Origin of the sequence: Pseudomonas sp. P5_152, from assembly GCF_033989915.1 — a bacterium.
GTDB lineage: Bacteria > Pseudomonadota > Gammaproteobacteria > Pseudomonadales > Pseudomonadaceae > Aquipseudomonas.
The window spans coordinates 679,711-704,508 of sequence record NZ_JASFAH010000002.1; the positions used below are offsets into that span (position 1 = coordinate 679,711).

General features: G+C 58.0%; 24 protein-coding genes. 14 read left to right on the forward strand and 10 right to left on the reverse strand.

Translation table 11 applies throughout. The features are described from left to right. Positions 1–36 precede the first annotated feature (36 nt). Positions 37–447 (forward strand): VOC family protein, encoded by a 411-nt coding sequence (locus QMK50_RS02905; protein ID WP_320332490.1) that lies wholly within the window; start codon positions 37–39, stop codon positions 445–447. Further along, entirely contained in the window at positions 441–1,070 is a 630-nt protein-coding gene (locus QMK50_RS02910; RefSeq protein ID WP_320332491.1) for a LysE family translocator, read from the forward strand. Before QMK50_RS02905 ends, QMK50_RS02910 begins: the two co-directional genes overlap by 7 nt. Positions 1,071–1,089: 19 nt before the next feature. Here QMK50_RS02910 and QMK50_RS02915 read toward each other — a convergent pair whose 3' ends face one another. Beyond that, a complete protein-coding gene (locus tag QMK50_RS02915) occupies positions 1,090–1,536 on the reverse strand; it encodes a GNAT family N-acetyltransferase (protein ID WP_320332492.1) in 447 nt (148 codons plus the stop codon). Between the two features lie 182 nt (positions 1,537–1,718). On the opposite strand from QMK50_RS02915, the gene QMK50_RS02920 reads away from it, so the two are divergent. From QMK50_RS02920 to QMK50_RS02935, 4 genes are all read left to right on the forward strand, one after another. Then, positions 1,719–3,197, forward strand: a complete 1,479-nt coding sequence (locus QMK50_RS02920) for a DUF1254 domain-containing protein (protein ID WP_320332493.1) — start codon at positions 1,719–1,721, stop codon at positions 3,195–3,197. Positions 3,198–3,318: 121 nt separating this feature from the next. Beyond that, positions 3,319–3,888: a DJ-1/PfpI family protein gene (locus tag QMK50_RS02925; protein WP_320332494.1), complete on the forward strand. Its 570-nt coding sequence runs from the start codon at positions 3,319–3,321 to the stop codon at positions 3,886–3,888. Between the two features lie 173 nt (positions 3,889–4,061). Beyond that, positions 4,062–4,682: a LysE family translocator gene (locus tag QMK50_RS02930; protein ID WP_159996649.1), complete on the forward strand. Its 621-nt coding sequence runs from the start codon at positions 4,062–4,064 to the stop codon at positions 4,680–4,682. A gap of 88 nt (positions 4,683–4,770) precedes the next feature. After that, positions 4,771–5,202 carry a GNAT family N-acetyltransferase gene (locus QMK50_RS02935; protein WP_320332495.1) on the forward strand — a complete coding sequence of 144 codons (432 nt, stop codon included), beginning with the start codon at positions 4,771–4,773 and terminating at the stop codon, positions 5,200–5,202. A 566-nt stretch (positions 5,203–5,768) separates the two neighbouring features. On the opposite strand, the gene QMK50_RS02940 is transcribed toward QMK50_RS02935, so the two are convergent. Together QMK50_RS02940 and QMK50_RS02945 are read right to left on the reverse strand one after the other, a co-directional pair. Further along, complete coding sequence (locus QMK50_RS02940) at positions 5,769–6,503, reverse strand: transporter substrate-binding domain-containing protein (RefSeq protein ID WP_320332496.1); 735 nt, start codon at positions 6,501–6,503, stop codon at positions 5,769–5,771. 505 nt (positions 6,504–7,008) lie between these two features. After that, positions 7,009–7,851 carry a helix-turn-helix domain-containing protein gene (locus tag QMK50_RS02945; protein ID WP_202982078.1) on the reverse strand — a complete coding sequence of 281 codons (843 nt, stop codon included), beginning with the start codon at positions 7,849–7,851 and terminating at the stop codon, positions 7,009–7,011. Positions 7,852–7,952: 101 nt separating this feature from the next. On the opposite strand from QMK50_RS02945, the gene QMK50_RS02950 reads away from it, so the two are divergent. From QMK50_RS02950 to QMK50_RS02960, 3 genes are all read left to right on the forward strand, one after another. Further along, a complete protein-coding gene (locus QMK50_RS02950) occupies positions 7,953–9,758 on the forward strand; it encodes an acyl-CoA dehydrogenase (RefSeq protein ID WP_320332497.1) in 1,806 nt (601 codons plus the stop codon). Positions 9,759–9,816: 58 nt separating this feature from the next. Beyond that, positions 9,817–10,740, forward strand: a complete 924-nt coding sequence (locus QMK50_RS02955; protein ID WP_320332498.1) for an SDR family NAD(P)-dependent oxidoreductase — start codon at positions 9,817–9,819, stop codon at positions 10,738–10,740. A gap of 82 nt (positions 10,741–10,822) precedes the next feature. After that, entirely contained in the window at positions 10,823–11,596 is a 774-nt protein-coding gene (locus tag QMK50_RS02960; RefSeq protein WP_320332499.1) for an SDR family oxidoreductase, read from the forward strand. Positions 11,597–11,708: 112 nt separating this feature from the next. Here QMK50_RS02960 and QMK50_RS02965 read toward each other — a convergent pair whose 3' ends face one another. The 7 genes from QMK50_RS02965 to QMK50_RS02995 form a co-directional block, all read right to left on the reverse strand. Then, entirely contained in the window at positions 11,709–12,365 is a 657-nt protein-coding gene (locus QMK50_RS02965; protein ID WP_320332500.1) for a c-type cytochrome, read from the reverse strand. After that, positions 12,325–12,768 carry a hypothetical protein gene (locus QMK50_RS02970; protein WP_110660981.1) on the reverse strand — a complete coding sequence of 148 codons (444 nt, stop codon included), beginning with the start codon at positions 12,766–12,768 and terminating at the stop codon, positions 12,325–12,327. The genes QMK50_RS02965 and QMK50_RS02970 overlap by 41 nt, the downstream gene beginning before the upstream one ends. Beyond that, positions 12,765–13,292: a methylamine dehydrogenase light chain gene (locus QMK50_RS02975; RefSeq protein WP_411740880.1), complete on the reverse strand. Its 528-nt coding sequence runs from the start codon at positions 13,290–13,292 to the stop codon at positions 12,765–12,767. Before QMK50_RS02975 ends, QMK50_RS02970 begins: the two co-directional genes overlap by 4 nt. A gap of 26 nt (positions 13,293–13,318) precedes the next feature. Further along, positions 13,319–13,915: a methylamine dehydrogenase accessory protein MauD gene (mauD, locus tag QMK50_RS02980; RefSeq protein WP_159996661.1), complete on the reverse strand. Its 597-nt coding sequence runs from the start codon at positions 13,913–13,915 to the stop codon at positions 13,319–13,321. Beyond that, positions 13,912–14,457 carry a MauE/DoxX family redox-associated membrane protein gene (locus tag QMK50_RS02985; protein ID WP_320332501.1) on the reverse strand — a complete coding sequence of 182 codons (546 nt, stop codon included), beginning with the start codon at positions 14,455–14,457 and terminating at the stop codon, positions 13,912–13,914. The genes mauD and QMK50_RS02985 overlap by 4 nt, the downstream gene beginning before the upstream one ends. Continuing rightward, on the reverse strand, positions 14,451–15,665 hold the full coding sequence (locus QMK50_RS02990; protein WP_237234927.1) for an amine dehydrogenase large subunit: 1,215 nt from the start codon (positions 15,663–15,665) through the stop codon (positions 14,451–14,453). Before QMK50_RS02990 ends, QMK50_RS02985 begins: the two co-directional genes overlap by 7 nt. Positions 15,666–15,738: 73 nt before the next feature. Beyond that, positions 15,739–16,383, reverse strand: a complete 645-nt coding sequence (locus QMK50_RS02995) for a hypothetical protein (protein WP_159996665.1) — start codon at positions 16,381–16,383, stop codon at positions 15,739–15,741. A 552-nt stretch (positions 16,384–16,935) separates the two neighbouring features. Between QMK50_RS02995 and QMK50_RS03000 the strand changes: the two genes are divergently transcribed. From QMK50_RS03000 to QMK50_RS03020, 5 genes are all read left to right on the forward strand, one after another. Next, positions 16,936–17,751, forward strand: coding sequence for a helix-turn-helix domain-containing protein (locus QMK50_RS03000; protein WP_159996667.1), 816 nt, complete (start codon positions 16,936–16,938; stop codon positions 17,749–17,751). Positions 17,752–18,125: 374 nt separating this feature from the next. Next, entirely contained in the window at positions 18,126–19,037 is a 912-nt protein-coding gene (locus QMK50_RS03005; protein WP_159996669.1) for an NmrA family NAD(P)-binding protein, read from the forward strand. An 88-nt stretch (positions 19,038–19,125) separates the two neighbouring features. Beyond that, positions 19,126–20,481 (forward strand): DUF1329 domain-containing protein, encoded by a 1,356-nt coding sequence (locus QMK50_RS03010; RefSeq protein ID WP_159996671.1) that lies wholly within the window; start codon positions 19,126–19,128, stop codon positions 20,479–20,481. 21 nt (positions 20,482–20,502) lie between these two features. Further along, positions 20,503–22,365, forward strand: a complete 1,863-nt coding sequence (locus QMK50_RS03015) for a DUF1302 domain-containing protein (RefSeq protein WP_159996673.1) — start codon at positions 20,503–20,505, stop codon at positions 22,363–22,365. 67 nt (positions 22,366–22,432) lie between these two features. Continuing rightward, entirely contained in the window at positions 22,433–24,793 is a 2,361-nt protein-coding gene (locus QMK50_RS03020; protein WP_320332502.1) for an efflux RND transporter permease subunit, read from the forward strand. Positions 24,794–24,798: the final 5 nt, after the last annotated feature.

Here is a 24,798-nt window from a genome sequence, read left to right on the forward strand (position 1 = left end):
ACACAACCGTTCCAGTGGCGTCGAATCGATTGAGAGATGTTCAGTCACGTTACTGTGGGATGCACCGACCTCGAAACAGCGGCGGCTTTTTATGACGCCGTGCTTGCGCCACTCGGGCTGATCCGCCGCGCGGTGACCCCGGATGGAGGCCCCGCCTCGGCTTGCTGGGTGCATCCGACGCGCACACTGCCGAGGTTCTATGTCTACTTGCCGCGTGATGGCCTTGCGGCCACGGCGGGCAATGGCAGCATGCTCGCGTTTCATGCCGAGACGCCTGACAGGGTACGCGCGGCGTACACCGCGGGGATTCTCCAGGGCGGTACTGATGAAGGCACTCCGGGTGAGCGACCCTGGTATGGCAAGGGCTACTACGGTGCCTACCTGCGCGACCCTGATGGCAACAAGCTGCACATCGTCTATCGCGGCGATCTGGAGCACACATGGTAGAGCCATCGACGCTGCTGCTGTTCGCGGGGGCGGTGTTGCTGTTGCTGATGTCTCCCGGCCCCAACATGGCCTTCGTGATTGCGCACGGCGCGAGCTACGGCTGGCGTGGCGGCGTCGTTGCTGCTTTGGGCATCGGCGCAGCTGACCTGGTATTGACCGCGCTCACCGCAGCCGGTCTCACGGCCGCAATAGCACAGTGGCCACCGTCGTTCGACCTGATCCGCTGGGCCGGCGCGCTCTATCTGCTCTGGATGGCCTGGAAGGCCATACGGGCGCATGCCGGCCTGCCACCACACTCGGCTATCCAGGCCTCGCTGATGTCGGTGTTCATCCGGGCGCTGCTGAACTCATTGCTCAACCCGAAAGCGCTGCTGTTCTTCATGGTGTTTTTGCCGCAGTTCGTTGTTCAGGGCAGCTCTACGGTGGCACAGCAAATCGTGGTCCTGGGGCTGGTGTTGACCCTGATCGCGAGCGTTTTCCACGTCGCGTTGGGCCTGGTCGGGGGAGTCATCCGCGGTTACGTGTCCGACAAAAGCCAGTCCGCGAAGTGGCAGTCGCGGGGCCTGGCATTGGTATTGGTGTTGCTTGCGGCTCGCCTGGTGTTTACCTCGCGGCCGGCATGAATCTGGCCGATAGACTTGTTCAAGTGTCGCCTAGCAGCATGATGTGAGTGGCATGGATATCCTCTGTTCGCACAAAACCGCAGTGCAGGTAAAACGCGTCTCCTGCGGGCGTATCGGTGCTCAGACGCACGCTCTGAAAGCGCAGAGCGGCATGTGCGACCAGCGCTTTTACTAGCCTTTGACCGACGTGGTGCCCCCTTGAAGAAGCTGCGACGTAAACCCGTCGCAGCCTTGCCGTATTGGTCTGGCCATAGGGATCAACTGAAAGGCCGCCGATGCCTATCAGTTGCTGGTCGAAATACGCCGCCATGAGACACTCCCCGGGTGCATCGAAGCGATTCGCCCCGCAGTGCCATTCGCCAATCAGCCGAGTGAGAAATCTGAAACCCTCTCCAACGGCCTCTTTTTCCAAGGCCAGGATCTGTGGCGGCAGGTGGGTGATGTGGTGAATCTCGACTGGTTTCATGCATCGTCCTTGATTCGGGGTTAAAGGGTTTTGGCTGATCTACACTCCCTGGGCGGCTGAGTTGGCGCTTTACCGCCGGATTTACTTAGTCGGGAGACAATCCTGAGTTTCAGTTGAGCTGCGGCCTGGATGGGAGCCTGAACACTCACGGTAATTGCTTGCTCAACACTGACGAGGTGCAAATGAACAGGAAGTTTAACCGGGGCTGGACAATGGCGGCGGCTGTCGTCGTGGGTTCAACGCTTTTTGCAGGGTGTGCGAGCAAGACCGATCCGATCACGCAGGCAGACCAGGCCGATGTGGCCAAGGGCGTACCCGCACCCAGTCTGGAGCAGACCAAGGCGATCGCCGAGGAAGGTTTTATCTATGGCTTGCCGCTGGTCATGAACTACGCCGTGATGAACGAGTTCGCGGTGGACTCACAGTCCAGCCAGTTCAAGGCGCCCTTCAACCAACTGCGCAACGAGCATCGGGTTTCTACTCCCGCCGATACGGCTGTCATTACGCCAAACAGCGACACTCCGTACTCGATACTCTGGGCCGACCTGCGCGCAGAGCCGCTAGTGATTACCGTGCCGGCGGTGCCCAAAAAACGCTACTACTCGGTCCAGTTGATCGACGGCAACACCTATAACTACGGCTACATCGGGAGCCGGGCAACGGCCGGCGCACCCGGGAGCTATCTGATCGCCGGCCCCAACTGGAAGGGTGCGCTGCCCCCTGGCATTCACAAGGTGTTCAACTCCACGACGCCCTTCGCGCTGACGCTGATCCGCACCCAGCTGTTCAATCCGGCCGACATGCCGAATGTCGAGAAGCTGCAGGCGAGTTACAAGATCCAGCCGCTGTCTGCCTTCCTCCATCAACCCGCGCCGCCCGCTGCGCCGAAGATTGATTTCGTGCCGGCGACGACAGAGGGCATCAAGGCCAACTTCTTCGAGTACCTGTCGGCCGCGTTGGAGTATGTGCCGCCATCGGCGTACGACAAGGAGATCCGTGCCAGGCTGGCCAGCATCGGCGTAGGTCCGGGCCGGAGCTTCGAATTCAAGGACCTCTCGCTCGAACACAAGGCCGTGGTCTTGCTGGGGATGAAGGCCGGCGACGAGAAGGTCGACAAGTTTCTCTCTAGTGGCATGAAAAACATCAACGGCTGGAACATCGGCGCGTTCTTCGGCGACCAGGCGTTCTACAAGGACAACTGGCTGATGCGTGCTGGCGCTGCGAAGGGCGGTATCTACGGTAATAACGCCGTCGAGGCCATGTATCCCTTCACACGTACTGACGGCAACGGCCAAACGTTGAATACCGGCAAACACAACTACACGCTCACCTTCCCTGCCGGCAAACTGCCTCCCGTCAATGCGTTCTGGTCGGTGACCATGTACGACGGCAAGAGCCAGCTGCTGATCAACAATCCGCTCGACCGCTACCTGATCAACTCGCCGATGCTGTCGGCCATGAAGAAGAATGCCGATGGTTCGCTGACGCTGTACATCCAGAAGGATTCGCCGGGCACGTCCAAGGAGTCCAATTGGTTGCCCGCGCCTGACGACACCGCCTATCTGGTGCTGCGCCTGTATTGGCCGAAAGCCACGCCACCTTCGATTCTTCCAGCGGGTTCCGGCACTTGGTCACCCCCAGGTATCACCCAGGCGAAGTGAAAGCTGCACCATCGTAGTGACCTTACTGCACGGGTCACTACGACAGCCCGCCCCCATTGCCGCCCTTGATGTCTGTTTACTTGCACCTTAGATTACTGGCATTCATGGAGGAGTCTGGCTGATGGCACGCGTAAGTTTGATACTGACACCCGGTTTTGCAGACTGGGAATATGCATTCATTGCAGGAACTGGGTCGCCGTTCTACGGGATCGACGTCAGGTTTTTCGCGCCTGCTGTGGGGCAGTTCCACTCACAGGGTGGCTTGGCTGTCACCGTCGAGAGCAGTTTGCAGCACTGCCTGGACTGGCAACCGGACGTTGTGGTCGTCATTGGTGGAACGGCCTGGGAAGGTGCGCATGCAGCGGATATTTCAAACTTTCTGCAGGCCAGTCGATCACGTGGAGCGAGCATTGCCGGTATCTGTGGGGGAACGCTGGCACTGGCCAGAGCCGGGCTACTCGACACGGTGCCTCATACCTCGAACAACCCTGCCTTCCTGCAAGACAATGCCCAAGGTTACGCGGGACACTCGTTTTATCGAAGCAGTCCGGTCGCGATAGTTGCAGACCGCATCATTACAGCGCCCGGCCCGGCCCCCGTCAGCTTCACCTGCGCCGTGTTCGAGGCTGCCGGGCTATCTGCAGAGACCATTGCACAGTTCAGGGCAATGTTGGCAGCGGAACATCGGTGAGATACCGCACCTGCACAAACAACTGTGGGAGCGAGCCTGCTCGCGATGAACTGAAGAACAACGCGTTGATTCAGACAATACGCGTCATCAGTGACGCTCATCGCAAGCAAACGGAGCCCCACCCGGCGGCTCCTACAGAGTGAACCAACCCCCGACTACGGACGCAATCGCCTATGGACCTCGCCACCCTCACCCTGTTCCTCCCCGCCTGCTTCGCCTTGAACATGGCGCCGGGGCCGAACAATCTGTTGTCGGTCAGCAACGCTACCCGCTATGGCTACCGCACTTCGTGCCTGGCCGGGATCGGGCGGCTACTGGCATTCGCCGGCATGATCGCCCTCGCCTCCGCCGGCCTGGCGGTGGTGCTGCAGACGTCGGAGTGGCTGTTCTACGGGATCAAAATCGTCGGTGCGGCTTACCTGCTGTACCTCGCCTGGCAACTGTGGACCGCCGATCCCCAGGTCGAGACCGCAACCAAACGCCCTGAGGCGGGGTTGCTGGCGCTGGCCCGGCAAGAGTTTTTGGTGGCGGCCGGCAACCCCAAAGCCATCCTGATATTCACCGCCTTCCTGCCGCAGTTCGTCGACCCCAGCCAGGCGGTGACCCCGCAGTTTGCCTTGCTGGGCGCGCTGTTCCTGGCCCTGGAGTGGGTTGCCATCGCCTCATACGCCTACATGGGGCTGCACATGCGCCGCTGGTTCAGCCAGCCCGGTGGCAAACGGGTTTTCAATCGGTGCTGCGCCGGGCTGTTGGCGGCGGCGGCAAGTGTGCTGATGATGGCGCGTCGGGCCTGAGCCTCGGGCATGCCTGAGCGCTTGAGCAAACGGCTGCGGGGTCTCGACATCCGCTTTTTCCCATACGTTGAGTGATCGGAGCAATAAAGTGGAAATCAAGATTGATATATTGGATTCACCCACCGAAAAGGATCAGGGAGTTCTGAATAATAGGTTTTCAGAATACCTTCGAATTCAATATCCAAATCTACCGCCAGAATCTGAAGATAAAAAATTCATGGTGGTCGCGCACGATGAAGTAGGCGACTACATCGGCGCAATAAGCTGTAATTGTTACTGGGACGGCTTGGAAATTGATACCTTCTGGGTGAAGGAATCTCATCGCGGTAGAAAGGTCGGTTCCATGCTATTGGAAAAAGCAGAAACGTTTGGCGCCAACAATGGGGCAGTAGTCGCATTCTTGAAAACCGTTGATGCTAAACAGTTCTATGAGCGGCATGGGTATGAGCTTTATGGCGTTCTTGAGGATCGGCCAATCGGGACTAACCTGTACCATTTAAAGAAACGGTTAGTCAAATAGGCATAACAGCTGGTTCAAACCTTTCGCTTCACTCACTGGAAAGGGACAAAGACTGGCCTTTAACCCAATGCTGGTCAGCGTCCGCATTGGGTCGAAGCTTTCCTTCCCTGCAAGTTCCACTCTTGGCTGCTGTGAAATCAAGCCAGGCTTGAGCAACCCCAGCGATGGCCAATATAAACTAAGGTGACGGGCAGCTTCCGGCCAATAGCGGTCACTCAGGTAAACACGAATTCGCACCTTGAGCCGGGTAGCTCGCAGATCCTCATGTTGTAGAACAATACACCTAAGAATGTGATCGCCAGAGCCCACCGAGCTTGTCGACAATGACCAGAGCCACCCACTCTGCGTTTTCGCAGGCTATGGTTTGAAGTTGATATTGAAGTACCAACAGGCCAATTTAAAAGGCTTTTTTTGGCGCTGGACGTCGATACACGGAGCAATAAACATCTAGATTTCTGCATCCTCCAGCCTTTCTGGTGAAATGCGCGACCGGTTAAATCAGTTCAGATCAGTCGTTTCCTTTGTGCCTGCTTTCTTCTCGGTAGGATAGATCTCGTACCGCCCGATCAATCCGCATATAGACTCAATATGTCGTCATATTTGCCGCTCTGTTTGATCTGGTCGAGGGCCCGTTGCCATCGAGCCACTTCCGAACCAGGTGTGCTTTTGGACAGTGCTATGTATCCATCGGAGGTGAGGATCGTCACCGGCGTTAGACGCAATGCAGAGGCAGAGACCTTGGCTTCGGCCAGCTTATGTTGTAAGCCCCATATCGATGAAGCTACAAGCAGCACTCTGCCCGCTTGCAGCATCTTGAAGCAACCCGAATAGCTATTGCTACGGATGATGGCAGTAAAACCTTGGCTCACAAGGGCAGCATCATCCACGTTGTGGTTCAGCACACAGACGGGTAAATGGCGAGCATCAGATAGCGTATTGATTCCGGTTGGATGTTCGGCGCTTTCATATAGCCGATCCGTTTCGCTGGAAATCAGCCCTACCCAATTGACGGTCGATTCCCTGTCCGCCGTTCGGCTTACATTGAAAAAGGCAATGCCTTCGTTTTGTTGTACCAGCGCCAGGCCTCGAGCCAGTGGCACTTCGGTAATCTCCATAGGCTCGCCGAGCTCTGACAACAACGCTCGTACCAGCTCTAGGTAGAAGGCGCGCTTCCCACTATGTGGCACGCCGCGCAGGCTCCCGCTCGTACGGGACACCTCAAGGCCGGTACTGTGCGTCAATACCTGCCACTCATCGGCCAGGACATGGGATGAGCTGAAAGCCAGAATCGCGGCCAACATCCTCCTTTTCATACATCCCACTCGGGCTGCTCCTGTTCATCCTTCGAGTCACTATAAACGCGTCACCAGATGATTAAAGTCGACAGTGAGCATCGACAACTCGCCCTACGGTCATCGATTGGTGCCCGCGTTTTCAGGCACTCAGATTGGGCCTCCGATTCCCATCGAACGGCGACAGAATGCCAATGTTTTCTAACGGGTGCCATCTGAAGCCTCGTCTAATCTCGTCAGCAAGTGCAAACGGTCGGAGGGTATTTATTCAAAGAAATAGATTGTGCTTGAGCACGCGAGGACAAATTCGAGCCACCTTCAGAGGTTGGGTTAGCCAGTTGGAAAGCATCATCCTTGAAGTTTGTCTTACACCAAGCGTAGCTGATCAAATCTTAGGTGCATTGAATGTAAAGCCTTCCTGAAAATCTATCATTGACTGCCAGCCACGACTGGCAGCAATGGGTCGATTTATCCCTTTGCTGACAGGCAGCTATGGGTCTTGAGCCGCTGCCACTCAGTAGAACAGCAGGGGATGTTCCAGGGGGGTAAGCAGCAGCTTTTCAAGGCTCAGTGCGGCATCTTCGGGATAGAGGGTGTTGATACTGAGCCTGGGTTCGGTCATGTACGCCGCCGGGCCAAGTGCGCCAACCATCTGGCTGACACTGTAGAAGCCCCTGACCCTGCCCTGATGCTGAATTTTGACTTTGAAGCTGGCTCTGGGCTCGAGCCTGGAGGCGCGTATTTTCCAGTCAGCTGGAACGTTGGGGTAGCCAAGAATACGCTTCAGGGTCTGATCTTCCTGATCGCTGCCGTTGAGCATGACATGCTGTTTGAACGCCATGATCACCAACGACAATGCGTCTTGCCATTCCTCGCTCAGCGCGCCATCGCTGCCGTCGTTGAACAGAAAGTCATACAAGTTGACGGTTTGCCTGAGCCGCTCGGTATCGACTTTGTCCTGATAGAAGCCTACCCAGGCCTTGTTGACCATCAGGATATTGCCCGCGCCATCAGTCAGGGTGGATGGATACGGATCCAGTGTCTGCAATGTTCTGAGCATTGCAGACCTTAACCATTTGAGATCCGGGCTGTGAAAGTCCTGCGCTATTTCATTGGTCGCGTAGCCCGCAGCAATGCGCAGATGGCTGCGATCCCTGCGGCCAAGCTTTAGCGCGTCCGCGATGTGGTCGGTCAGCACCTCACTTGGCTTGCTTATCCCGTTTTCCAGGCGACTGACATGTCGAGTCGAGGTGCCGACCATTTCGGCCAGTTGCTCCTGGCTCAGCCCGAAGACTCCGCGCCAGAACCTGAGAAAGTCAGCAAAGCGCTGTAAGTGTTGTGTCTCGGCCATGTCCATTGTTGCGAGAAATCCCTTCTATCAGACATCCCATGTCGTGGTGACTGGGGCCGGCCTCGGCAAAATGGGCGGGTCTCGTCCATTCTTCGCGGAGTAATACCATGGCGGCCTCCATACTAAACGTCAGAGATCTGCATTTCTATCTGTTCGAGTTGTTCGATGCGCAAGCCCTGACCGCCCGCCCGCGCTATGCCGAGCACAGCAAGGAAACTTATCTGGCGGCCATCGAAACCGGGCGCAAGATCGCGCAACGCTACTTCCTGCCAATCCGGCAGAAGGTGGATGTGCAACAGCCTACGTTCGACGGCAAGCAGGTGCACATGCTTCCCGAGATCAAGCCTGCAATCGATGCCGTTATCCAATCCGGGCTCGCTTGCCCGGAAGCCGATTATGAATGGGGTGGCATGCAATTGCCGGCCATTGTTGCAAGTGTGGCCACTTCTTTCCTGTCAGCTGCTGGCAGCACCACACTGGGTTACACCAGTCTGACCAATGCCAACTGCAATCTTATCGAGGCTCACGGCACGCCCGAACAGATCGCCAAGTGGGTCGTGCCGATGCGTCAGGGCCGGTTCGCCGGAACCATGGCCATGACCGAGCCGTCGGCGGGCTCGGGGTTGGCAGACCTGGCGACCAGCGCGACCAGGACTGAAGAGGGTCGTTACCTGATTACTGGCAACAAGATCTTCATTTCTGGCGGTGATCACAACCTTAGCGAAAATATTGTTCACCTCGTCCTGGCAAGGATCAAAGGCGCGCCCAAGGGCATCAAGGGCGTATCCCTGTTCATTGTTCCCAAGTATCTGGTCGATGAAACCGGTGCGGTCGGCAGCCGCAATGATGTGAGCCTGGCTGGCTTGTTCCACAAGATGGGTGGGCGCGGGCAAACCTCCTGTGCGATCAACTTCGGTGAACAGGGCGGCTCGATCGGCTACCTGGTAGGTGAGGAGAATCAGGGTATTCGCTACATGTTCCACATGATGAATGAGGCACGCATCATGGTCGGAACCAGCGCCGCACTCACCGCGTTAAGCGGTTATCAGTACTCCCTCGACTACGCGAAGGAGCGGCGACAGGGGCGTTTACCTTCGTCCAGGGATCCGCTGTCTGCGCCCGTGCGGATCATTGAGCACGCGGATGTGCGACGCATGCTGTTGGCACAGAAGGCCTATGCCGAAGGTGCCTACAGCCTGTGTCTGTTCGGTGCACAACTGGCTGACGACGTGCGCACTGCTCCTGAAGAGGCCGAGCGCAGAAGCGCAAAGGTACTGCTGGATTTCCTGACGCCGATCATCAAGTCCTGGCCATCCGAATACGGCCCGCGCGCCAATAGCCTGGCGATTCAGGTGTTGGGTGGGCATGGCTATACCAATGAGCATCCGGTCGAGATGTTCTACCGCGACAACCGCCTCAACTCGATCCATGAGGGCACCTATGGCGTGCAGTCGCTTGACCTGCTCGCACGCAAGGTGCCCGCCGACAATATGGCCGGATACACGAACTGTATCAGCAGGATGCGTGACGACATTGAGACGGCCACCCAGCACCCGGCCTTGCAGGAGCCTGCGGCTGCGCTTCTGGCCGCCATTCAAGTGCTCGAGGAAACCACCGGTGCTGTTCTTGGCGGCATGCAGAAACTGCACATCGACTTGGCGCTGGCCAATTCGGTCAAGTACCTGGAGCTGTTTGGCAACGTGGTTGTGGCCTGGATGTGGCTCAAGCAAGGCATAGCCGCGAGCGCTGGCCTGGCCAGGGACCCGCATGAGAATGACCGGAACTTCTACCTGGGCAAGTTGCAAGCCCTCAAATACTTCTACGCCTACGAACTGCCAGAGATACAGGTCTGGAAACAGATTCTGTGCGACTTCGAAGATGCCTTCTACATGGCCCGAGAAGAGTGGTTTTGATGGCTGCGGCGTACCTGGTTTGTCCGTTGAATAACCGTATCAATCGCAGAGGTTTCATATGAGTCAGCAAAGTATCGATTTCACTGGGCGTGTCGCCATCGTCACCGGAGCCGGAAACGGACTCGGACGCTCCCATGCGCTGGCATTGGCCAGGCGCGGTGCCAAGGTGGTGGTGAATGATCTGGGAGGTGCCCGTGACGGCGCGGGTAACTCGTTGCAGGCTGCAGACGAGGTGGTCGCGCAAATCCAGGCCATGGGCGGCGAAGCCATTGCCAACGGCGCCAACGTTGCCAACTTTTCTGAAGTCGAGGCGATGGTCGCGCAGGTCATGGAGCGTTGGGGGCGGATCGATATTCTGCTCAACAACGCCGGAATACTTCGCGATAAAAGCTTCTCCAGGATGGACCTGGCCGACTTCAGGCTGGTGATGGACGTGCACCTGATGGGCTCGGTCAACTGCACCAAGGCCGTCTGGGAAATCATGCGGGCGCAGAACTATGGGCGAATTGTCATGACCACCTCCTCTTCCGGTCTCTACGGCAATTTCGGTCAGTCGAATTACGGTGCGGCCAAGATGGCGGTTGTAGGGCTCATGAATACCCTGGCGCTGGAGGGACAGAAACACGATATCCGGGTCAATGCGCTGGCCCCCACTGCTGCCACCCGCATGACCGAAGATCTATTGGACAAGACGGTATTTGAACTCTTGACCCCTGAGTCGGTTACCGCAGGCGCGCTACTGCTGTGCCACGAGGGTGCACCGCAGCGCACGATCCTCTGTGCCGGTGCAGGTGGCTATGCCACTACGCGGATTTTCGAGACCAATGGCGTGTACCTCCCACCTGCCTTGCAGACCCCTGAGAGTGTGCTGGCGACCTGGGACGCTATCTGTGACACCACAGATCAATGCGCCCTGGAGGCGGGCTTCAAGCAGACAGAGAAGTTCCTGTCCAAGGCTGCCGCCAGCTTCGGCAATCAATGAGATCGCATGCCTGAGCGGCGCATCCAATTCAATTTCTGCGCTTGTCCGGTTGACGGACGGGCGCGTTTTTCTCGGAGGCAGTATGCAGGATCTATTCAATTTGCAAGGTCGGGTGGCGCTGGTCACCGGTGGGGCGCGAGGGATTGGCGCGATGATCGCGCGGGCGTACCTGCAATGCGGGGTCAAGGTGTACATTTCATCGCGAAATCAGGATGAGCTGGCGAATTTTACCAACGCTGTTGCAAGCCTTGGCGAGTGCGTTGCGATCCGTGCTGACCTCTCCAGCCTGGAGGGCATCGAGTTTTTGGTCGATGAGATTGGCAAGCGTGAGTCCGGCCTGGACATCCTGGTTAACAATGCCGGCGCTACCTGGGGCGCGGAGTTTTCCGTGTATCCAGAGGCGGGTTGGGACAAGGTTGTGGATCTGAATCTGAAGTCACCGTTCTTTTTGACGCAGCGTCTGCTCGGGCTGCTCAAAACTGCGGCTAAAGCAGAGACTCCGTCCCGGGTGATCAATATTGCCTCGGTCAACGGCCTGGTAAATCCCGGAGTCGATAATTATGCGTACTCCGCCAGCAAGGCCGGCCTGATTCACCTGACCCGGCATCTTGCGGTTGATCTGGCTCCCGCAAATATCAATGTCAACGCAATCGCGCCCGGCTTTTTTCACACGAAAATGACGGCTTACGCGGTTGAGCAAGATGCAGGTTCCATCATGGCCATGGTCCCGAGGGGGCGTCTTGGCAATCAGGACGATATGGCTGGCGCTGCCATCTTCCTGGCATCCAGGGCCTCTTCCTGGATCACCGGACATACGCTGGCGCTGGACGGTGGCCTGGTCGCAGCCGCCGGTTGATCAAATAGATTTCAGCGATACTCATGAGACTCTGTGACAAGCCGCAATAGAAAGCCCCCTCCGCTGGCAGCGGAGGGCTCACGGATAACAGCGTCAGCTTTGGCGGGTTGCCTTACTTTGGATCAACACCCAGTGTTCCTATGAAGTCGACCACGGCTTGCCGTTCTTTGTTATTGACCTGGGTAGCAATGGCTTGCATCCACTTGCCCTGGATATCGGAATACTCATCTGCCCCCCGCCAGCCCTGAGCGTAATTGTTCAGCTGCTGATCGATATACCAGCCGTCAAGGATTCGCAAATCAGGTGCCTGCAGGTGTGCATAACCTTGGGCAAATTGGCCGTGGCAAGCCGCACAGGTATCCTGATAGCGTGCTGCGCCAACCTTGGCAGTGGCACTGTCAGACTGTGGCGCCTTGGCCAGTTGCAGACCGGCGTAGTGCGCGGCCAGACTGGCAAGCTGCTCTTCACTGAGGCTCAGGGTAATCGCACGCATGCTCTGCCCCGCCTGATCCTGTTGAGCGTAACCGCGCCGGCCGGCTTTGAAATTCAGCAGCTGACGAGCCAGATATTGTGCGTTCTGCCCCGCCAGGCGCGGTGCGCCCAACGCCTGATTACCCTGGCCTTCTGCGCCGTGGCACACCGCACAGGTTGCACTCAGTGCTGCAGTGGGCGCCTCCGTCGCCTGGGTGGCGAGCGGAGCCAGAAACAGTAAGGCCAGGCTGGTCATCTTATTCATCTGCGAATGCTCCACTGTGCTGCTGTTGCTCACGCTGAACGATCTGTTCAAGCAAATGCGCTTGAATGACTGATGGGCTGGCCAGGGGATACTGACGCAAGGTGCCTACTTCAGCAGCGGTATAGGGTTGAAAATCCGCCGGTATCTGTGCCGCACTGAAGCTGCCGAGCATCCAGTTCAGCAAGCGTGCCAGATCAGAATCGGGCAGCGCCGTCTGGGCGGTGCCCGGCACCTGCACCAGATACTCGCGACCGCCCGGGACACTGAGAAAGCTGCCCATCCGATTACGCAAATCTGGCACCTGTCGTGCGGGAAAGCCGCTGCCATCTGGTAAATGGCAACCCTGACAATTGAGCATGTAATCGACCTGAGCCGGCTCGGTCGCCCAACTGCAGCTGCTGGACAGGAGAAGCCCCAGAGCAACTGCGCGAATCATTGTTCCTTCACTCCGATCACGACCGACAGCGAGCAGTGATAAGGCACATTCGCCTGGCTGCCGGTACACCAATTGAGATCGTTCGAGCTCTGCGGCCGATAGATCGGGGTGTCGCCCTGATCTCGCTGGCAGATGCAGCGCCCACAATTACTTTTGCCACAACAGTCGTTGTAGGAAATGACGTAGTCCTTGCCGTCCGTGGGATTTCGGCAGGTGCCGATCCAGGTGATGTCTGACTTCACGGTGCCAGGCGGACAACTGCTAGCCGTGCCACCGCAACATCCACAAAGAAAACCGTCGATCGCACAATGTCTCCAGTAGTCGCAGCTATTGGGATTGCCTTCTTCAGCAATGCCCGTGGAGGCAAAGGCACTGTTGCGATAAACCGGCAGCAGCGTAAAGGCGCCCGCACCGATCAACAGAGTGCCCAGGCCGCCGAGAAAACCTCGACGCGACGTGCTGCGAGCGGTCTGTCGGGTGAGTTTTTCGGTCACTTGATCAAGCCAATTGTTTTCCATCGTCATTGCCCTCGATGCGTGTGCCTGGCAACTCAGCCATGTGCCGCATGAAATTGTTGAACCGTGGCGTAGCCGAGGCTTTTCGCCTCGAACAGGCTGTCCAGATGTTCGCGGGTATTGATCAGGCCGTGTGCGGTCACCTTGCCCGAGGCATCAATCAACACCCCATAGGGCAGCTTGGCGATCTGGTAAGCCATGCCAACCTCGGGAGAGAGCAAATACGCAAACTCATTCAGCCCTTCACGTCGAATGAAGGACAACTGTTCGGCTTCGTCACCATCACTGGCCAGGATCACGCGTAGCCAGGCTCGCTCCTTTGCCTGGGCCGACTTGAGCACCGGCAGCAAGGTCTTGCACACCGGGCACGTCGGCGAAAGGAAGAACAGCAGTGTCGAGAGTCCGCCAGCATCGACGCCAGCCAGACTCAATGCACCGCCGGTCAGGCTCGGCAGATTGAAGACTGGCGCCTCATCCCCGACCTTGATCACCTTGCCCAGCGACAGCGCCCCTACCGGGCGGATGCGTTCGTGCAGCAGACCAATTTGCCGGGTCAGGGCCAGCACCGTCACCAACAAACCGATGATGGCCAACCAGGAAAGGCTAATGGCAACAACCAGTGCTTCAATCATAGAGAGAGTTCTCGGGCAGAGTTTTGGTTGGCAATCAGGGTATTGGCCAGAAGGTAGAAGGCGCTGCCGGTAAGCACCACGCAGCCAATCACCAGCCAATCGTAGAAAACCAGGATGCGGCCGCTCGGCGGCAGCAGCAGATTCAGGGTGAGGAGCATGAGAATCAGGTTGCGCCATACCAATGGCCAACTGACTGCCTGGCGGCGGGCGCCTGCCTGGCAACCGCAGTCGGCAATGCGCCGGCCCTGCAACAGGCTCAGCGCCATTGCAAGCGCATAGATCAGCAACAACGCCGCCGCGAGCCACACAACGAAGGGCTGCCGGAAAGCCAACAACCCGCCGGCGGTGACTATCTCAAGCCAAGGCAACAGCAAGGCGACAGGACGAACCAACCCTTGCGCAAGCACGTCATAGCTCTGCAACACCGCCGTGAACCCAAGCGTGTCGCGTAATTTGTGCCAGCCTGCAACCCCCAGCAGCAGGGCCATGCCGACACTTATGGCGGTCAACCAGACCGGTTCGCCGAGCAGGCCGATCACCATGGCAGCACCATGTTCAGATATCCATAAGGCAGCCCGGTGATGGTGCGCAGGTGCGCACCGCTCTCGACATCGTAAAGATTGATGTCCTGCTGCAGACGACGCAGCACACCATCCTGGCCCTCGGTTAAATAAATCCAGGCACTGGCCAGCCAGGGCATCTGCAGCACCCAGTCCACGCTGTAAAGACGTGGCTGGACGCCGGGACTGACGCCGATAGAGATGCTCTGCTCAGCCAGTTTGATGGTCTGGATTTTTTTGCCCTGGTTCGCATCGAAGACCCAGACTTCGGTGCCCGGCTCCTGGAAGGTGTCTGGCCCGCCTTGGTGCATCAACACGAACAATCGGCCGCTCGCTGCATGTACGGCGGTGTGCTGAATGCCGCTCATGCGCCAGTCGTCCTTTCGCTCATCCCCGCTAAGCAACGACCACTGCCGGGACACGCGCAACTGATCCGGGCCCATCTGAATGGCATACACCTGACTTTCGCGAGAAACGAAATACCAGGTGTCACCTATCCGCGAAGCCGCAGTCGACAGCAGGTCCTTGAGCGGATCGAATAACGGTTTGCTGCGCTGCTGGATCAGTACCTGACCTTGTTCTCCCAGGCGCAGGTGAAGAAATCCGCCGTCGCCGCAGATGGCATAGAAATCACGCTTGCCGGCCGGATAGATCGAGGCGCAGCCGGGTGTCTCCACCTCGCTGACAAAACGATCGGCATCCAGATCGACGATACTGATGGACTGCGCCGGGGTAAAATTGAGCACCAGGAGAAAACGCTCGTCGTCCGACAACACACTCAAACCCGTATTGCCCAGGGCGTTGATGCGCTTGGACGGAATCGGGATTTCCCGTTTGGGCGCGAGGGTCTGTGGATCATAGACCGTCACCATATCGCTGCGGGTTCCACGGGTGCCGCGGCTGAAATAGGTTTCGACGGAGAACAACTCATTACGTGACTGTGCAGGCAGCAGGCTGTTGAACCAGAAGCCGGTATCAAGCTGGCCCAGCATCTTGCCGCTGTCATCGAACAAAAATGCTCGACCATCGAGTTGCGTCGGCGCTCGATTGCCCCATACCCAGAACCAATGCTGACCGTCATGGGCTGCCAGGGTTTCGACCCTGGCCTGCTCCACCGGGATATCAGCCAGTGCCAAGGGCAGTTGCAGCGAAGTGCCCAGCATGAAATAGCACGCTAAACGTTTGAACATATCGACATTACCTACCCATAAGCTATTGAAGTTGGCTTCGATCGGGGTTTTCTCACTGTGTATGACGGTGGGTCTATGCCATTCCCTTCTTGCGCGCCAGGGCGCGATACACATAGAAAATCTCTGTAAAAATCAACGACCAGGCAAAGGTTTCAATCACCCACTTATTGAAAAACACCGCTGTGTCTTCATTGGGCAGAACCATGAAGTCCTGGATAGCGGCGACAAACAGATTCAGGACTATAAGTACGACCATCAACCAGCCGTGCAAGATCAGCTTGTATTTAAATGCCTGCTGTACGATACAACCGCAGAAGATTAAAAAGAGTACAGCTGCCAACATCGAGGCGACCGGTAGTGCCGCCCGCATGAAGTCCAGCGTTTCAAAGCCATAACTGAGAACAAGCGCGACGACAAAAACCAGAACCTCCTTACCTTTGGACAATTCAAAGTTATGCGTCACTTTCATTAAGCCGATGGCACCAATAACGGTAACACCAAATAGTTTTGAAAACGTATCCAGGTAATGCCAGACATAGGCGGAAAATTCAAAGACACCGGCCTTATCTAAAATCACGTTGGTTGCAGACACGGCGAGAAAGAACCACTCGTAGCCCAACATATCGTTTTTCAACTTGAGAAAGCGGTATCCGTAATAAAAGCCGACCCACACCAGGGACGAAACAGCCGTGTAAATCATCATATCTCTGCTAGACATTGCCGCTGTCCTTTTTGTTTTTTCGGGGAGTACTTTGATTACCCACCGCCACTGCAGCCTATGGGCTGGCTTAAGCAGCGCCAGCGCAGGTCATTGGCCTCATCGGCCAACGGGAATAACCTGATGGCCGTAGTGTCAGATCAACGCCCAGCCAGGTGTTACCCAATATCCGCATTGAGTAAATTGCGTTTATTGGCTAACGCTGGCACTGCCAATCGCTTAGGCTGCGCGAGACCGATCGTCAGTGCACTTTCAGCACGATGGGCGATTACAGGAGTAGTGGTGATACGCGCCGCATGGGATAAAGGCGCCTAGTGCTCGGCGGAGTAACCGCCAGGAATCAGATGTTGTCCAAGGAGATTGCCAGTGAATACCAGCGGCGGCCTTTACTCCCCTACTCCATTGATCGCGACTAATCCCGTCGTCGTCAGCGTTGCAGAACTGCATGACGTTGATGACTATGGCGCGACCCTGCCTGGCTGGTCCAGTGAGGTCCAGCAGTTGAGCAACGGCTTCTTTGCCGGGCGCTGCAGCCTGGTAAGCTTTGCCGGCATGCAACTGTTTCGCGAAATCACCTCCCAGCGCATGTGCGTTAAGTTCGCCACCAAAGCTAATTCGCGCTCCATTGCCCTGCCGCTGTCGTTGTCCCAGCCTGCCCTGTTCAGTGGTACCGAAGTCAATCACCGGGAAATCGTCTGCTTTGCCGAGGATGAAACCTTTACCTATTACACAGCACATTCAAGCGACTTGCTGACCCTGAGCTTCGATACTGACGTCTTCGCTGCCTATGCCGATCAAATCAAAGATGCCGATGTCGCTCGCAGCCTTGATAAAACGGCCTTTCTAAAAGTCATGCCAGATCAGGCTGCTCAGCTGCAAACATTCCTGCAAACCGTGCTGACCGTTTTGCTGAACAATCCTGGCGCCTTGCAGCACCAGCATGCACAGGACTCGCTGACCGAGTCGATTTACACACAGGTGCTCAAGCTGCTCGGCAACGGCGACAAACTGTGCGCATTCGCCATGCCCAAACATCGCTATGCCCTGGTTGCGCGAGCGCGTGAATATCTGTTTCACGATCCCCTGGGTGAGAGCTTCACCATTGCCAGGCTTTGTCACTACCTGGGAGTTGGCTCACGCACGCTGGAATATGCATTCCAGGACGTCCTGGGCATGACCGCAGTGGCTTACTTACGCGCATTGCGACTCAACTATGTGCGGCAGGACATCAAGTCTGGCGGCCCACAGAGTTCCGTGCTGGATATTGCTGCGCGCTGGGGTTTTTGGCATCCGTCGCATTTCAGCGCAGATTACAAGCGCCTGTTCGGCGATCTGCCATCCGAGACGCGCCGACGTTATGCCAGTTAACGTGATGTTGCTCCTGACTAACCAGCCCGCTATTCCAGTGCACTAACCTTTCGCCCAATAATGCCCCTTTCGAATACATAGTTATTTATCAAATGAAGATGAGCGCTGGAGCACTCACTGGCCGGCGCTAATTCTGCACGCGCGCAACACGTGTCGCCGAAGCAGCGGTTAAGTGCGCCCGGCAATAATTCAAACATCGTAAACACTGCGATTTTTGGCTAACGCCTGCGCCACAACCACACAAATAATCGAACCAACGCGTTGCAATGCGCATTGAGACTTGATGCACCACTACAACTTGCGCGGGCGTCAGTGGTCATTCCATCGTTACCGGCAAGGCTGAATATTTAATCAATCATCAGGACTTATTGACTGTGAACAAAACAAGCAGAGTGCTCATTCTGGGTGCCACGGGAAATATTGGTGGACTGACCGCTCAAGCGCTGGCGGTAAAATACCCATCTATAAACTTACGTCTGACCAGCAGCCGCGATGCCGGCTGCGATTTACTGCGTGCCCTGCATCCACAGGCTGAAGTACTTAAGGCCGACTGGTACGACCCCGGTAGTCTGCCCGCCGCTTTTACCGACGTAGACAAGGTGTTTATTGTCTCGCCGGATTTTTACACCGACGAAAATATTGTCACCCCCAACCTGATTAACGCCATTCAGGAAGCCGGCTGTGTTGCCCAGGTACTGCGCTTGATCTCCCTCCCGCCAGGGCTGACGGCTGATCAATTGGAGCCGGACATTCTGGCCACCCGATGTGGGGCCAACCTCTCGGTTGTCGCGAAGCCACTGTTTGATGCCAGTGGCTTACCCATGACCTACCTCAATGTTGCCAGTTGGCTGATGTTCAATGTGCCCTGGTTCCTGGCTGCCGAGATTAAACAACACCGGCGCCTGGCCATGCCGCAGGCCACCCATGCATCACGCCTGTGGTTGTCTGAGTGCGACGTTGCCGCAGCCGCCGCCAGGATCCTCGCAAGCGATGCCGCTCTCCATGTGGGTCACGAGTATCTGCTTACCGGCACTGAGCGCATCGACTTTACCCAACTCGCCGAGCTACTGGGCGAAGTGATCGGTGAGCCGGTCACGATGGTGGACGATGACCAGCCCCTGCGCACCGCCACCGCAGAGGCCTTCGATTTGCTCATGACCTACTTCCGACATGAAACCCGCGATTACCTCGACATTCCTGTCACCGACAGCTTTGCGCAGTTGACCGGTCGACCTCCCATGGCCTTGCGCGACTATCTGATAGCCAATCGAACCCTGTTTATCTGATTCACTGGCGCCGCTGGAAAGCTGTGCGAACGCCGCCCAGCCCTGCGCTCCGACCTCTAACAATAATAGGAGACACCTCGTGAATAGCATGTTCAAACGGACTTTGCTGTTTAGCGCCCTGCTTGCATGCTGGGGCCTGAGCACGGCACAGGCGGCCACTTCAGCTGAACTGGAGCAACTCGGCAAAAAACTCACCCCCTTCGGTGCGGAGCGGGCTGGCACCGTGGATGGCAGCATCCCGGCCTGGGAGGGAGGCCTGGCCCGTGCCCCGGCTGGCTGGGAGCCCGGCCATGGTGACCCCTATGGGGCTGACAAGGTGCTTTTCAGCGTCAATGCACAGAATCTCGCTCAACATCAGGCAAAGTTGCCCGCCGGACAGATTGAACTGATCAAGGCCTATCCCGGCTACCGCGTGGACGTTTATCCGACCCATCGCAGTTGCACCTTCCCGGACGCCGTGGCGCAGCGCACCAAACAATTCGCCGCACAGAGCAAGGTTGGCGCTGACGGTTGGCAGTTGGAAGCCGCGGCCGGCGAAGCGATTCCGTTTCCGCTACCGGCCAGCGGTGTCGAGGCGATGTGGAACTACAAATTGCGCTACATCGCCAAGGGTCGGCAATTCGATGCCGCGTTTCTGATGCGGGACAAAGGGGGGACGCTGACACAAGTCGAGCAAAAATCCTACGAGTTCTACCCCTATAACGACCCGGCCGTAAAAGCCCCGGCAGATACCGGCAATATCGAAGCCAAGCTGATGTATGACCTGCTTTCACCCTCGTCCCGGGCGGGCGAGATGTACCTGGTGCATGCACAATTGGATAAGCCGCAGGATGCCTGGATCTACTTCCCTGGCCAACGCCGCGTGCGGCGTGCCCCCTCCTTTGCCTACGACAACCCGATTGCTGGCTCCGACAGCCTCTACTACGTTGACCAGATCAATATGTACACCGGTGCGCTCGATCGCTACGACTACAAGCTGGTCGGCAAAAAGGAAATGATTGTTGCGTACAACTCTTACAAATTGGTCGATAAGTCGAACCGCTATGAGCAGTTGATCGGTCAGGACTACCTCAATCGTGACGTGCAGCGTTACGAGCAGCACCGGGTCTGGGTGGTGGAGGCAACGGTGAAAGCTGACAAGCGTCACTCCCTGGCCAAGCGGGTGTTCTACTTCGACGAGGACAGCTGGGCATTGCTGCATGTCGATATGTTCGACGCCAAGGGCAATCTTTGGCGTGCCCAGGAAGGCAGCGTCTGGGCCAATCCACAGATCCAGGCATGCACCTCCATCGAGTACGTCAGCTATGACCTGATCGCCCGTCGCTACATCGCCGACGGCTTTACCCAGGAAGGCAAGGTGCTCGACCTGACCGCAGGCCTCGAAGGCCGGGTCAACGACAAGATGTTCAACTCCGACGAACTACGTCGCCGCGGCGAACGTTAAGTCCGACCTGAGGAAAAGCTCATGCATAACAAAAATAAAGGCGCGGCCCTTGCCGCGCCGGGCTTCCCGCGTGTCAAAAACAACCTGACCCTGCTGATGATGGCGGCCTGCGGCCTGGTCTGGAGCGCGCCGGGCCACGCGTTTCGCTTCGGCTCGGACGCGGGGATATCCGGCAGCCTGGATTCGAGTCTGTCCTATGGCTTCGCGCAGCGCCTGGAGTCGCAGGACTGCCATATCCTCGGCGGCGATAGCGGTGGCTGTAACAACGGCACCCAGACTCAGACCGGGCGCTTCTACAATCTGAGCAAAGGGAATGGCTACGCCAACGCCGATATCAGCTACAGCAATGCTGACGATGGCAACCTCAACTACAACAAGCACGATGTCTTCTCGCACGTGATCAAGGGCAACCATGAGTTGAGCCTGAAACTCGGTGAGGGTTGGAGCGCACTCGGCCGGGTCGCCTGGGCGAAAGACTTCAAGATGGATGACACCCGAAACACCGAACTGGATGACGACGCCAAGCGGGAAGCCACCGAGCGCCTGGAGTTGCTCGACCTCTGGGTGGCGAAGAGTTTCGACCTGGGTGAGATGCCAGCCAAGGTCAAGGTCGGCAACCAGGTGATCAGCTGGGGCGAGGAAATCTTCGTGACCGGTGGCATCAACCAGATCAACGCCATCAACCTTGCGAACTACCACACCCCCGGCACCCAATTGAAGGAGGTGTTCATCCCGGCACCTATGGCTTCGTTCAACCTCGGGCTGAGCGAGACCCTCAGCGTTGAGGCCTACTACCAGTTCAAGTGGAACGCCTATGGCATCGACCCGGTGGGCACCTACTACTCGGGGAGCGATGTGGTGGGTGAAGGCAATCTGCCGATCTACCTCTCGACCAGCTTCGTCAACAATGTCTACAGCCCCTTGCTCGGCCTGACTTGCGCCGACCTGACGCCCACGGGACGCTGCGGCGCGCCAGGCATCAGCGGCCTGAGCGACGAGCAGATGTTCGCCACGGGGCTGGCGATTCCCTACGCCGGCAGGCATGAAGCGAAAAACAGTGGGCAGTACGGCATCGCCCTGCGCTGGACGGCGGAGGAGATCGAGACCGAGTTCGGCGTGTTCTACCAGCGCTACCATGACAAGTTGCCCTTCGTCGGCTACACGGCCACCCGCTCCCCCGATACCCTGCTGGTCGACAACTACTTCATCAACTATGGCGAAGACAAGAATCTGTTCGGCCTGTCGATGAACACCATGGTCGGACCGGTAGCGGTTGGCGCGGAGCTGTCCTACCGGCCCAACGACAGCGTCAGCATCGACCCTCTGGTCCCCTTTGGCGCGGCCTTCACCGGCCGGTTCAATGAATTCAGCGTGTACGACAACGGCGTCAGCAAGGGCTATGTCGAAGAGAAGAAATGGCAGGCACATGTGAATGCCGTCTACAGCTTCTCGGCCAGCGACCCGCTGGGTTTCATTCCAGGGAGCCTGGGCGCCTCCGACGGCTTCCTGCTGACCGAGGCGGTCGTCACCCACTACCCGGATCTGGACACCTCGGGCGAGACGCCATACCTGCTCCCGGACTATTCACTGCCGGACAAAACCTCCTGGGGCTACGTCGCCGAGATGGGCATCAACTACCCGAATGCGTTCGGTAGCGGTATCACCCTCACGCCGCAGCTGGACTTCTACCACGACGTCAACGGCACCACGCCGAACGCATCGCCGTTCGTCGAGGGCCGCAAGTCGCTGACCAGCGCCTTGCTGTTCAACTACCGCGACCGTTGGAAGGGAGGCCTGCAGTGGGTGCAGTACTGGGGCGGCGGCGACAACAACCTGATGACTGACCGCGATTTCATCAGCGGCAACATCTCCTACTCGTTCTGACCGCCGGCGCAAGGCGGGCCAGTCCCGCCCTGCTCCGTTCGCTTGGTAATTTCAGGAAGGCATAACCATGCTGACTTCCCTGGTGCTCGGCCTCGAGCGCTTCTTCTTCCGTCATCGTCTTGCCACCCTCGGCGTGCTGGCCTTGATTACCCTGGTGATGGGCGGCTTCGCCGCGCAGCTGCGCATGTCTGCCGGCTTCGACAAGCAGCTGCCGCAGCAGCACGAGTTCATCAAGACCTTCAACCAGTACCGCGACGTGCTGTTCGGCGCCAATCGCATCATCGTGGTGCTGCACGCCAAGGACGGCGATATCTGGAACAAGGAGGCGCTGACCAAGCTTAACGACCTGACCCAGACCCTGTTCTTCATGCCCGGCATCGACCGCCGCACGGTGACCTCGCTGTGGACCCCGAACACCCGCGCGGTACAGATTACCGAAGAGGGCATGAAGGCCGAGGATGTGGTGGGGGGCGACGTCACCGTGGCCACTCTGAACGACCAGGCCATCGCCGGCATTCGTGAGCGCACCCTGGTCGGCGGCTTCGTCGGCAGCCTGGTGGCCAACGATTACTCCGGGGCCATGGTGCTGGCCGAGCTGGCCGATCCTGACCCGCAGACCGGCCAACGCCTGAACTACCTGGAGTTCAGCCAGCGCCTGGAGGACGAAGTGCGGGCCAAGTACGGCGACGACCAATACGAGGTGCAAATCATCGGTTTCGCCAAGCAGATGGGCGACATCGGCGCTGGCGCCACGTCGGTGATGGGTTTCTTCGCCCTGGCGTTCCTGCTCACCGTGCTGGCGGTCTATTGGTACACCCGCTCCTGGGCGTTGACCTTCCTGCCGCTGTGCTGTTCGCTGGTGTCGGTGGTCTGGCAGTTCGGCACTATCACGCTGCTTGGCTTCGGCCTCGACCCGCTGGCGATCCTGGTGCCGTTCCTGGTGTTCGCCATCGGTGTGTCCCATGGCGTGCAGCAGGTCAACTTCATTTCCAAGGAAGTCTGCGCCGGCGCCGATGGCATGACCGCCGCGCGCCGCAGCTTCTCCGGCTTGCTGATTCCCGGCACGCTGGCGCTGATCACCGCCTTCGTCGGCTTCGCTACGCTGGTGCTGGTGCCAATCCCAATGATTCGCGAACTGGCGATCACCGCCTCGGTTGGGGTGGCCTACAAGATAGTCACCAACCTGATCATGCTGCCGGTGCTGGCCAGCTATTTGCGCTTCGATCAGGCCTATGTGAGACGCGTCGATCGACTTCGCCGCGGGCGTGACGGCGCCATGCTCAAGCTCGGGCGCATCGCCGAGACGCGTAATGCGGCAATCGGGGCGGTGCTGTGTCTGGTGCTGCTGGTCGCCGCCGTATGGCAGAGCCAGGGTCGGCATGTCGGCCATGTCCTGCCGGGCGCGCCGGAGCTGCATATCGACTCGCGCTATAACAAAGACGTGGAAAGCGTGGTCAGCCATTTCGGTCTCGGCCTGGATCTCTTCACAGTCGCGGTGGAAACGCCGAAGAACAGCTGCTATCAGCACGAGGTGATGGCCTACATCGACCGGCTGACCTGGTACCTGGCCAATGTGCCGGGTGTTCTATCGGCGCAGTCGTTGCCTGTACTGACCAAGCTCTCGGCCTCCGGAGTCAACGAAGGCAATCCGAAATGGGTGGCGCTACCGGCGGATGAGCTGTCACTCGGTGAAGCGGTGCGCCAGGTACCCGAGGGGCTGCGGCTGTACAACGCAGACTGCAGCTTGCTGCCGGTCAACCTGTATCTGGCCGACCACAAGGCCAGCACCCTGAAAAGCGTGGTGGAGGCCGTTCAGCAATACCGCGCCGAGCACCCAATGGTGGGGGTAAACGTGCGCCTCGCCAGTGGCAATGCCGGGGTGCAGGCGGCCACCAACGAGATCGTCGAAAGCTCCGAGCTGCCGATGATGCTCTACGTCTACCTGACCATCGTGCTGCTGGTCTTTGTGGTTTACCGCGACTGGCGAGCGATGGTCGCCTGCTGCCTGCCGCTGACCTTGGCCACCTTTCTCGGTTACTGCTTCATGAAGGCCCTGGATATTGGCCTGACTGTCGCCACTTTGCCGGTGATGGTGCTCGCGGTCGGCATCGGCGTGGATTACGCCTTCTACATCTATAACCGTCTGCAGTTGCACCTGGCTGAGGGGCTGGACATCGCCAACGCCTTCAAGCTGGCGCTGCGCGAGGTCGGCGTGGCGACCATCTTCACGGCCATCACCCTGTCCATCGGTGTGGCCACCTGGTCGTTCTCGGCGCTGAAGTTCCAGGCTGACATGGGGCTGCTGCTGACCTTCATGTTCATGGTCAACATGCTGATGGCGATTACCCTGTTACCGGCCATCGCAGTGATGCTGGATGTGCTGATTCCGCGTCGGGGGCCGGTTTGCGCGCCTCTGGTTGCGCACTGATTGGA

Coding starts and splice junctions, on each gene's coding strand:
- QMK50_RS02905 (WP_320332490.1), top strand. CDS start 37: ATGTTCAGTCACGTTACTGTGGGATGCACCGACCTCGAAACAGCGGCG.
- QMK50_RS02910 (WP_320332491.1), top strand. CDS start 441: ATGGTAGAGCCATCGACGCTGCTGCTGTTCGCGGGGGCGGTGTTGCTG.
- QMK50_RS02915 (WP_320332492.1), bottom strand. CDS start 1,536: ATGAAACCAGTCGAGATTCACCACATCACCCACCTGCCGCCACAGATC.
- QMK50_RS02920 (WP_320332493.1), top strand. CDS start 1,719: ATGAACAGGAAGTTTAACCGGGGCTGGACAATGGCGGCGGCTGTCGTC.
- QMK50_RS02925 (WP_320332494.1), top strand. CDS start 3,319: ATGGCACGCGTAAGTTTGATACTGACACCCGGTTTTGCAGACTGGGAA.
- QMK50_RS02930 (WP_159996649.1), top strand. CDS start 4,062: ATGGACCTCGCCACCCTCACCCTGTTCCTCCCCGCCTGCTTCGCCTTG.
- QMK50_RS02940 (WP_320332496.1), bottom strand. CDS start 6,503: ATGTTGGCCGCGATTCTGGCTTTCAGCTCATCCCATGTCCTGGCCGAT.
- QMK50_RS02945 (WP_202982078.1), bottom strand. CDS start 7,851: ATGGACATGGCCGAGACACAACACTTACAGCGCTTTGCTGACTTTCTC.
- QMK50_RS02950 (WP_320332497.1), top strand. CDS start 7,953: ATGGCGGCCTCCATACTAAACGTCAGAGATCTGCATTTCTATCTGTTC.
- QMK50_RS02955 (WP_320332498.1), top strand. CDS start 9,817: ATGAGTCAGCAAAGTATCGATTTCACTGGGCGTGTCGCCATCGTCACC.
- QMK50_RS02960 (WP_320332499.1), top strand. CDS start 10,823: ATGCAGGATCTATTCAATTTGCAAGGTCGGGTGGCGCTGGTCACCGGT.
- QMK50_RS02970 (WP_110660981.1), bottom strand. CDS start 12,768: ATGATTCGCGCAGTTGCTCTGGGGCTTCTCCTGTCCAGCAGCTGCAGT.
- QMK50_RS02975 (WP_411740880.1), bottom strand. CDS start 13,292: ATGACGATGGAAAACAATTGGCTTGATCAAGTGACCGAAAAACTCACC.
- mauD (WP_159996661.1), bottom strand. CDS start 13,915: ATGATTGAAGCACTGGTTGTTGCCATTAGCCTTTCCTGGTTGGCCATC.
- QMK50_RS02985 (WP_320332501.1), bottom strand. CDS start 14,457: ATGGTGATCGGCCTGCTCGGCGAACCGGTCTGGTTGACCGCCATAAGT.
- QMK50_RS02990 (WP_237234927.1), bottom strand. CDS start 15,665: ATGTTCAAACGTTTAGCGTGCTATTTCATGCTGGGCACTTCGCTGCAA.
- QMK50_RS02995 (WP_159996665.1), bottom strand. CDS start 16,383: ATGTCTAGCAGAGATATGATGATTTACACGGCTGTTTCGTCCCTGGTG.
- QMK50_RS03000 (WP_159996667.1), top strand. CDS start 16,936: ATGCAACTGTTTCGCGAAATCACCTCCCAGCGCATGTGCGTTAAGTTC.
- QMK50_RS03010 (WP_159996671.1), top strand. CDS start 19,126: ATGTTCAAACGGACTTTGCTGTTTAGCGCCCTGCTTGCATGCTGGGGC.
- QMK50_RS03015 (WP_159996673.1), top strand. CDS start 20,503: ATGCATAACAAAAATAAAGGCGCGGCCCTTGCCGCGCCGGGCTTCCCG.
- QMK50_RS03020 (WP_320332502.1), top strand. CDS start 22,433: ATGCTGACTTCCCTGGTGCTCGGCCTCGAGCGCTTCTTCTTCCGTCAT.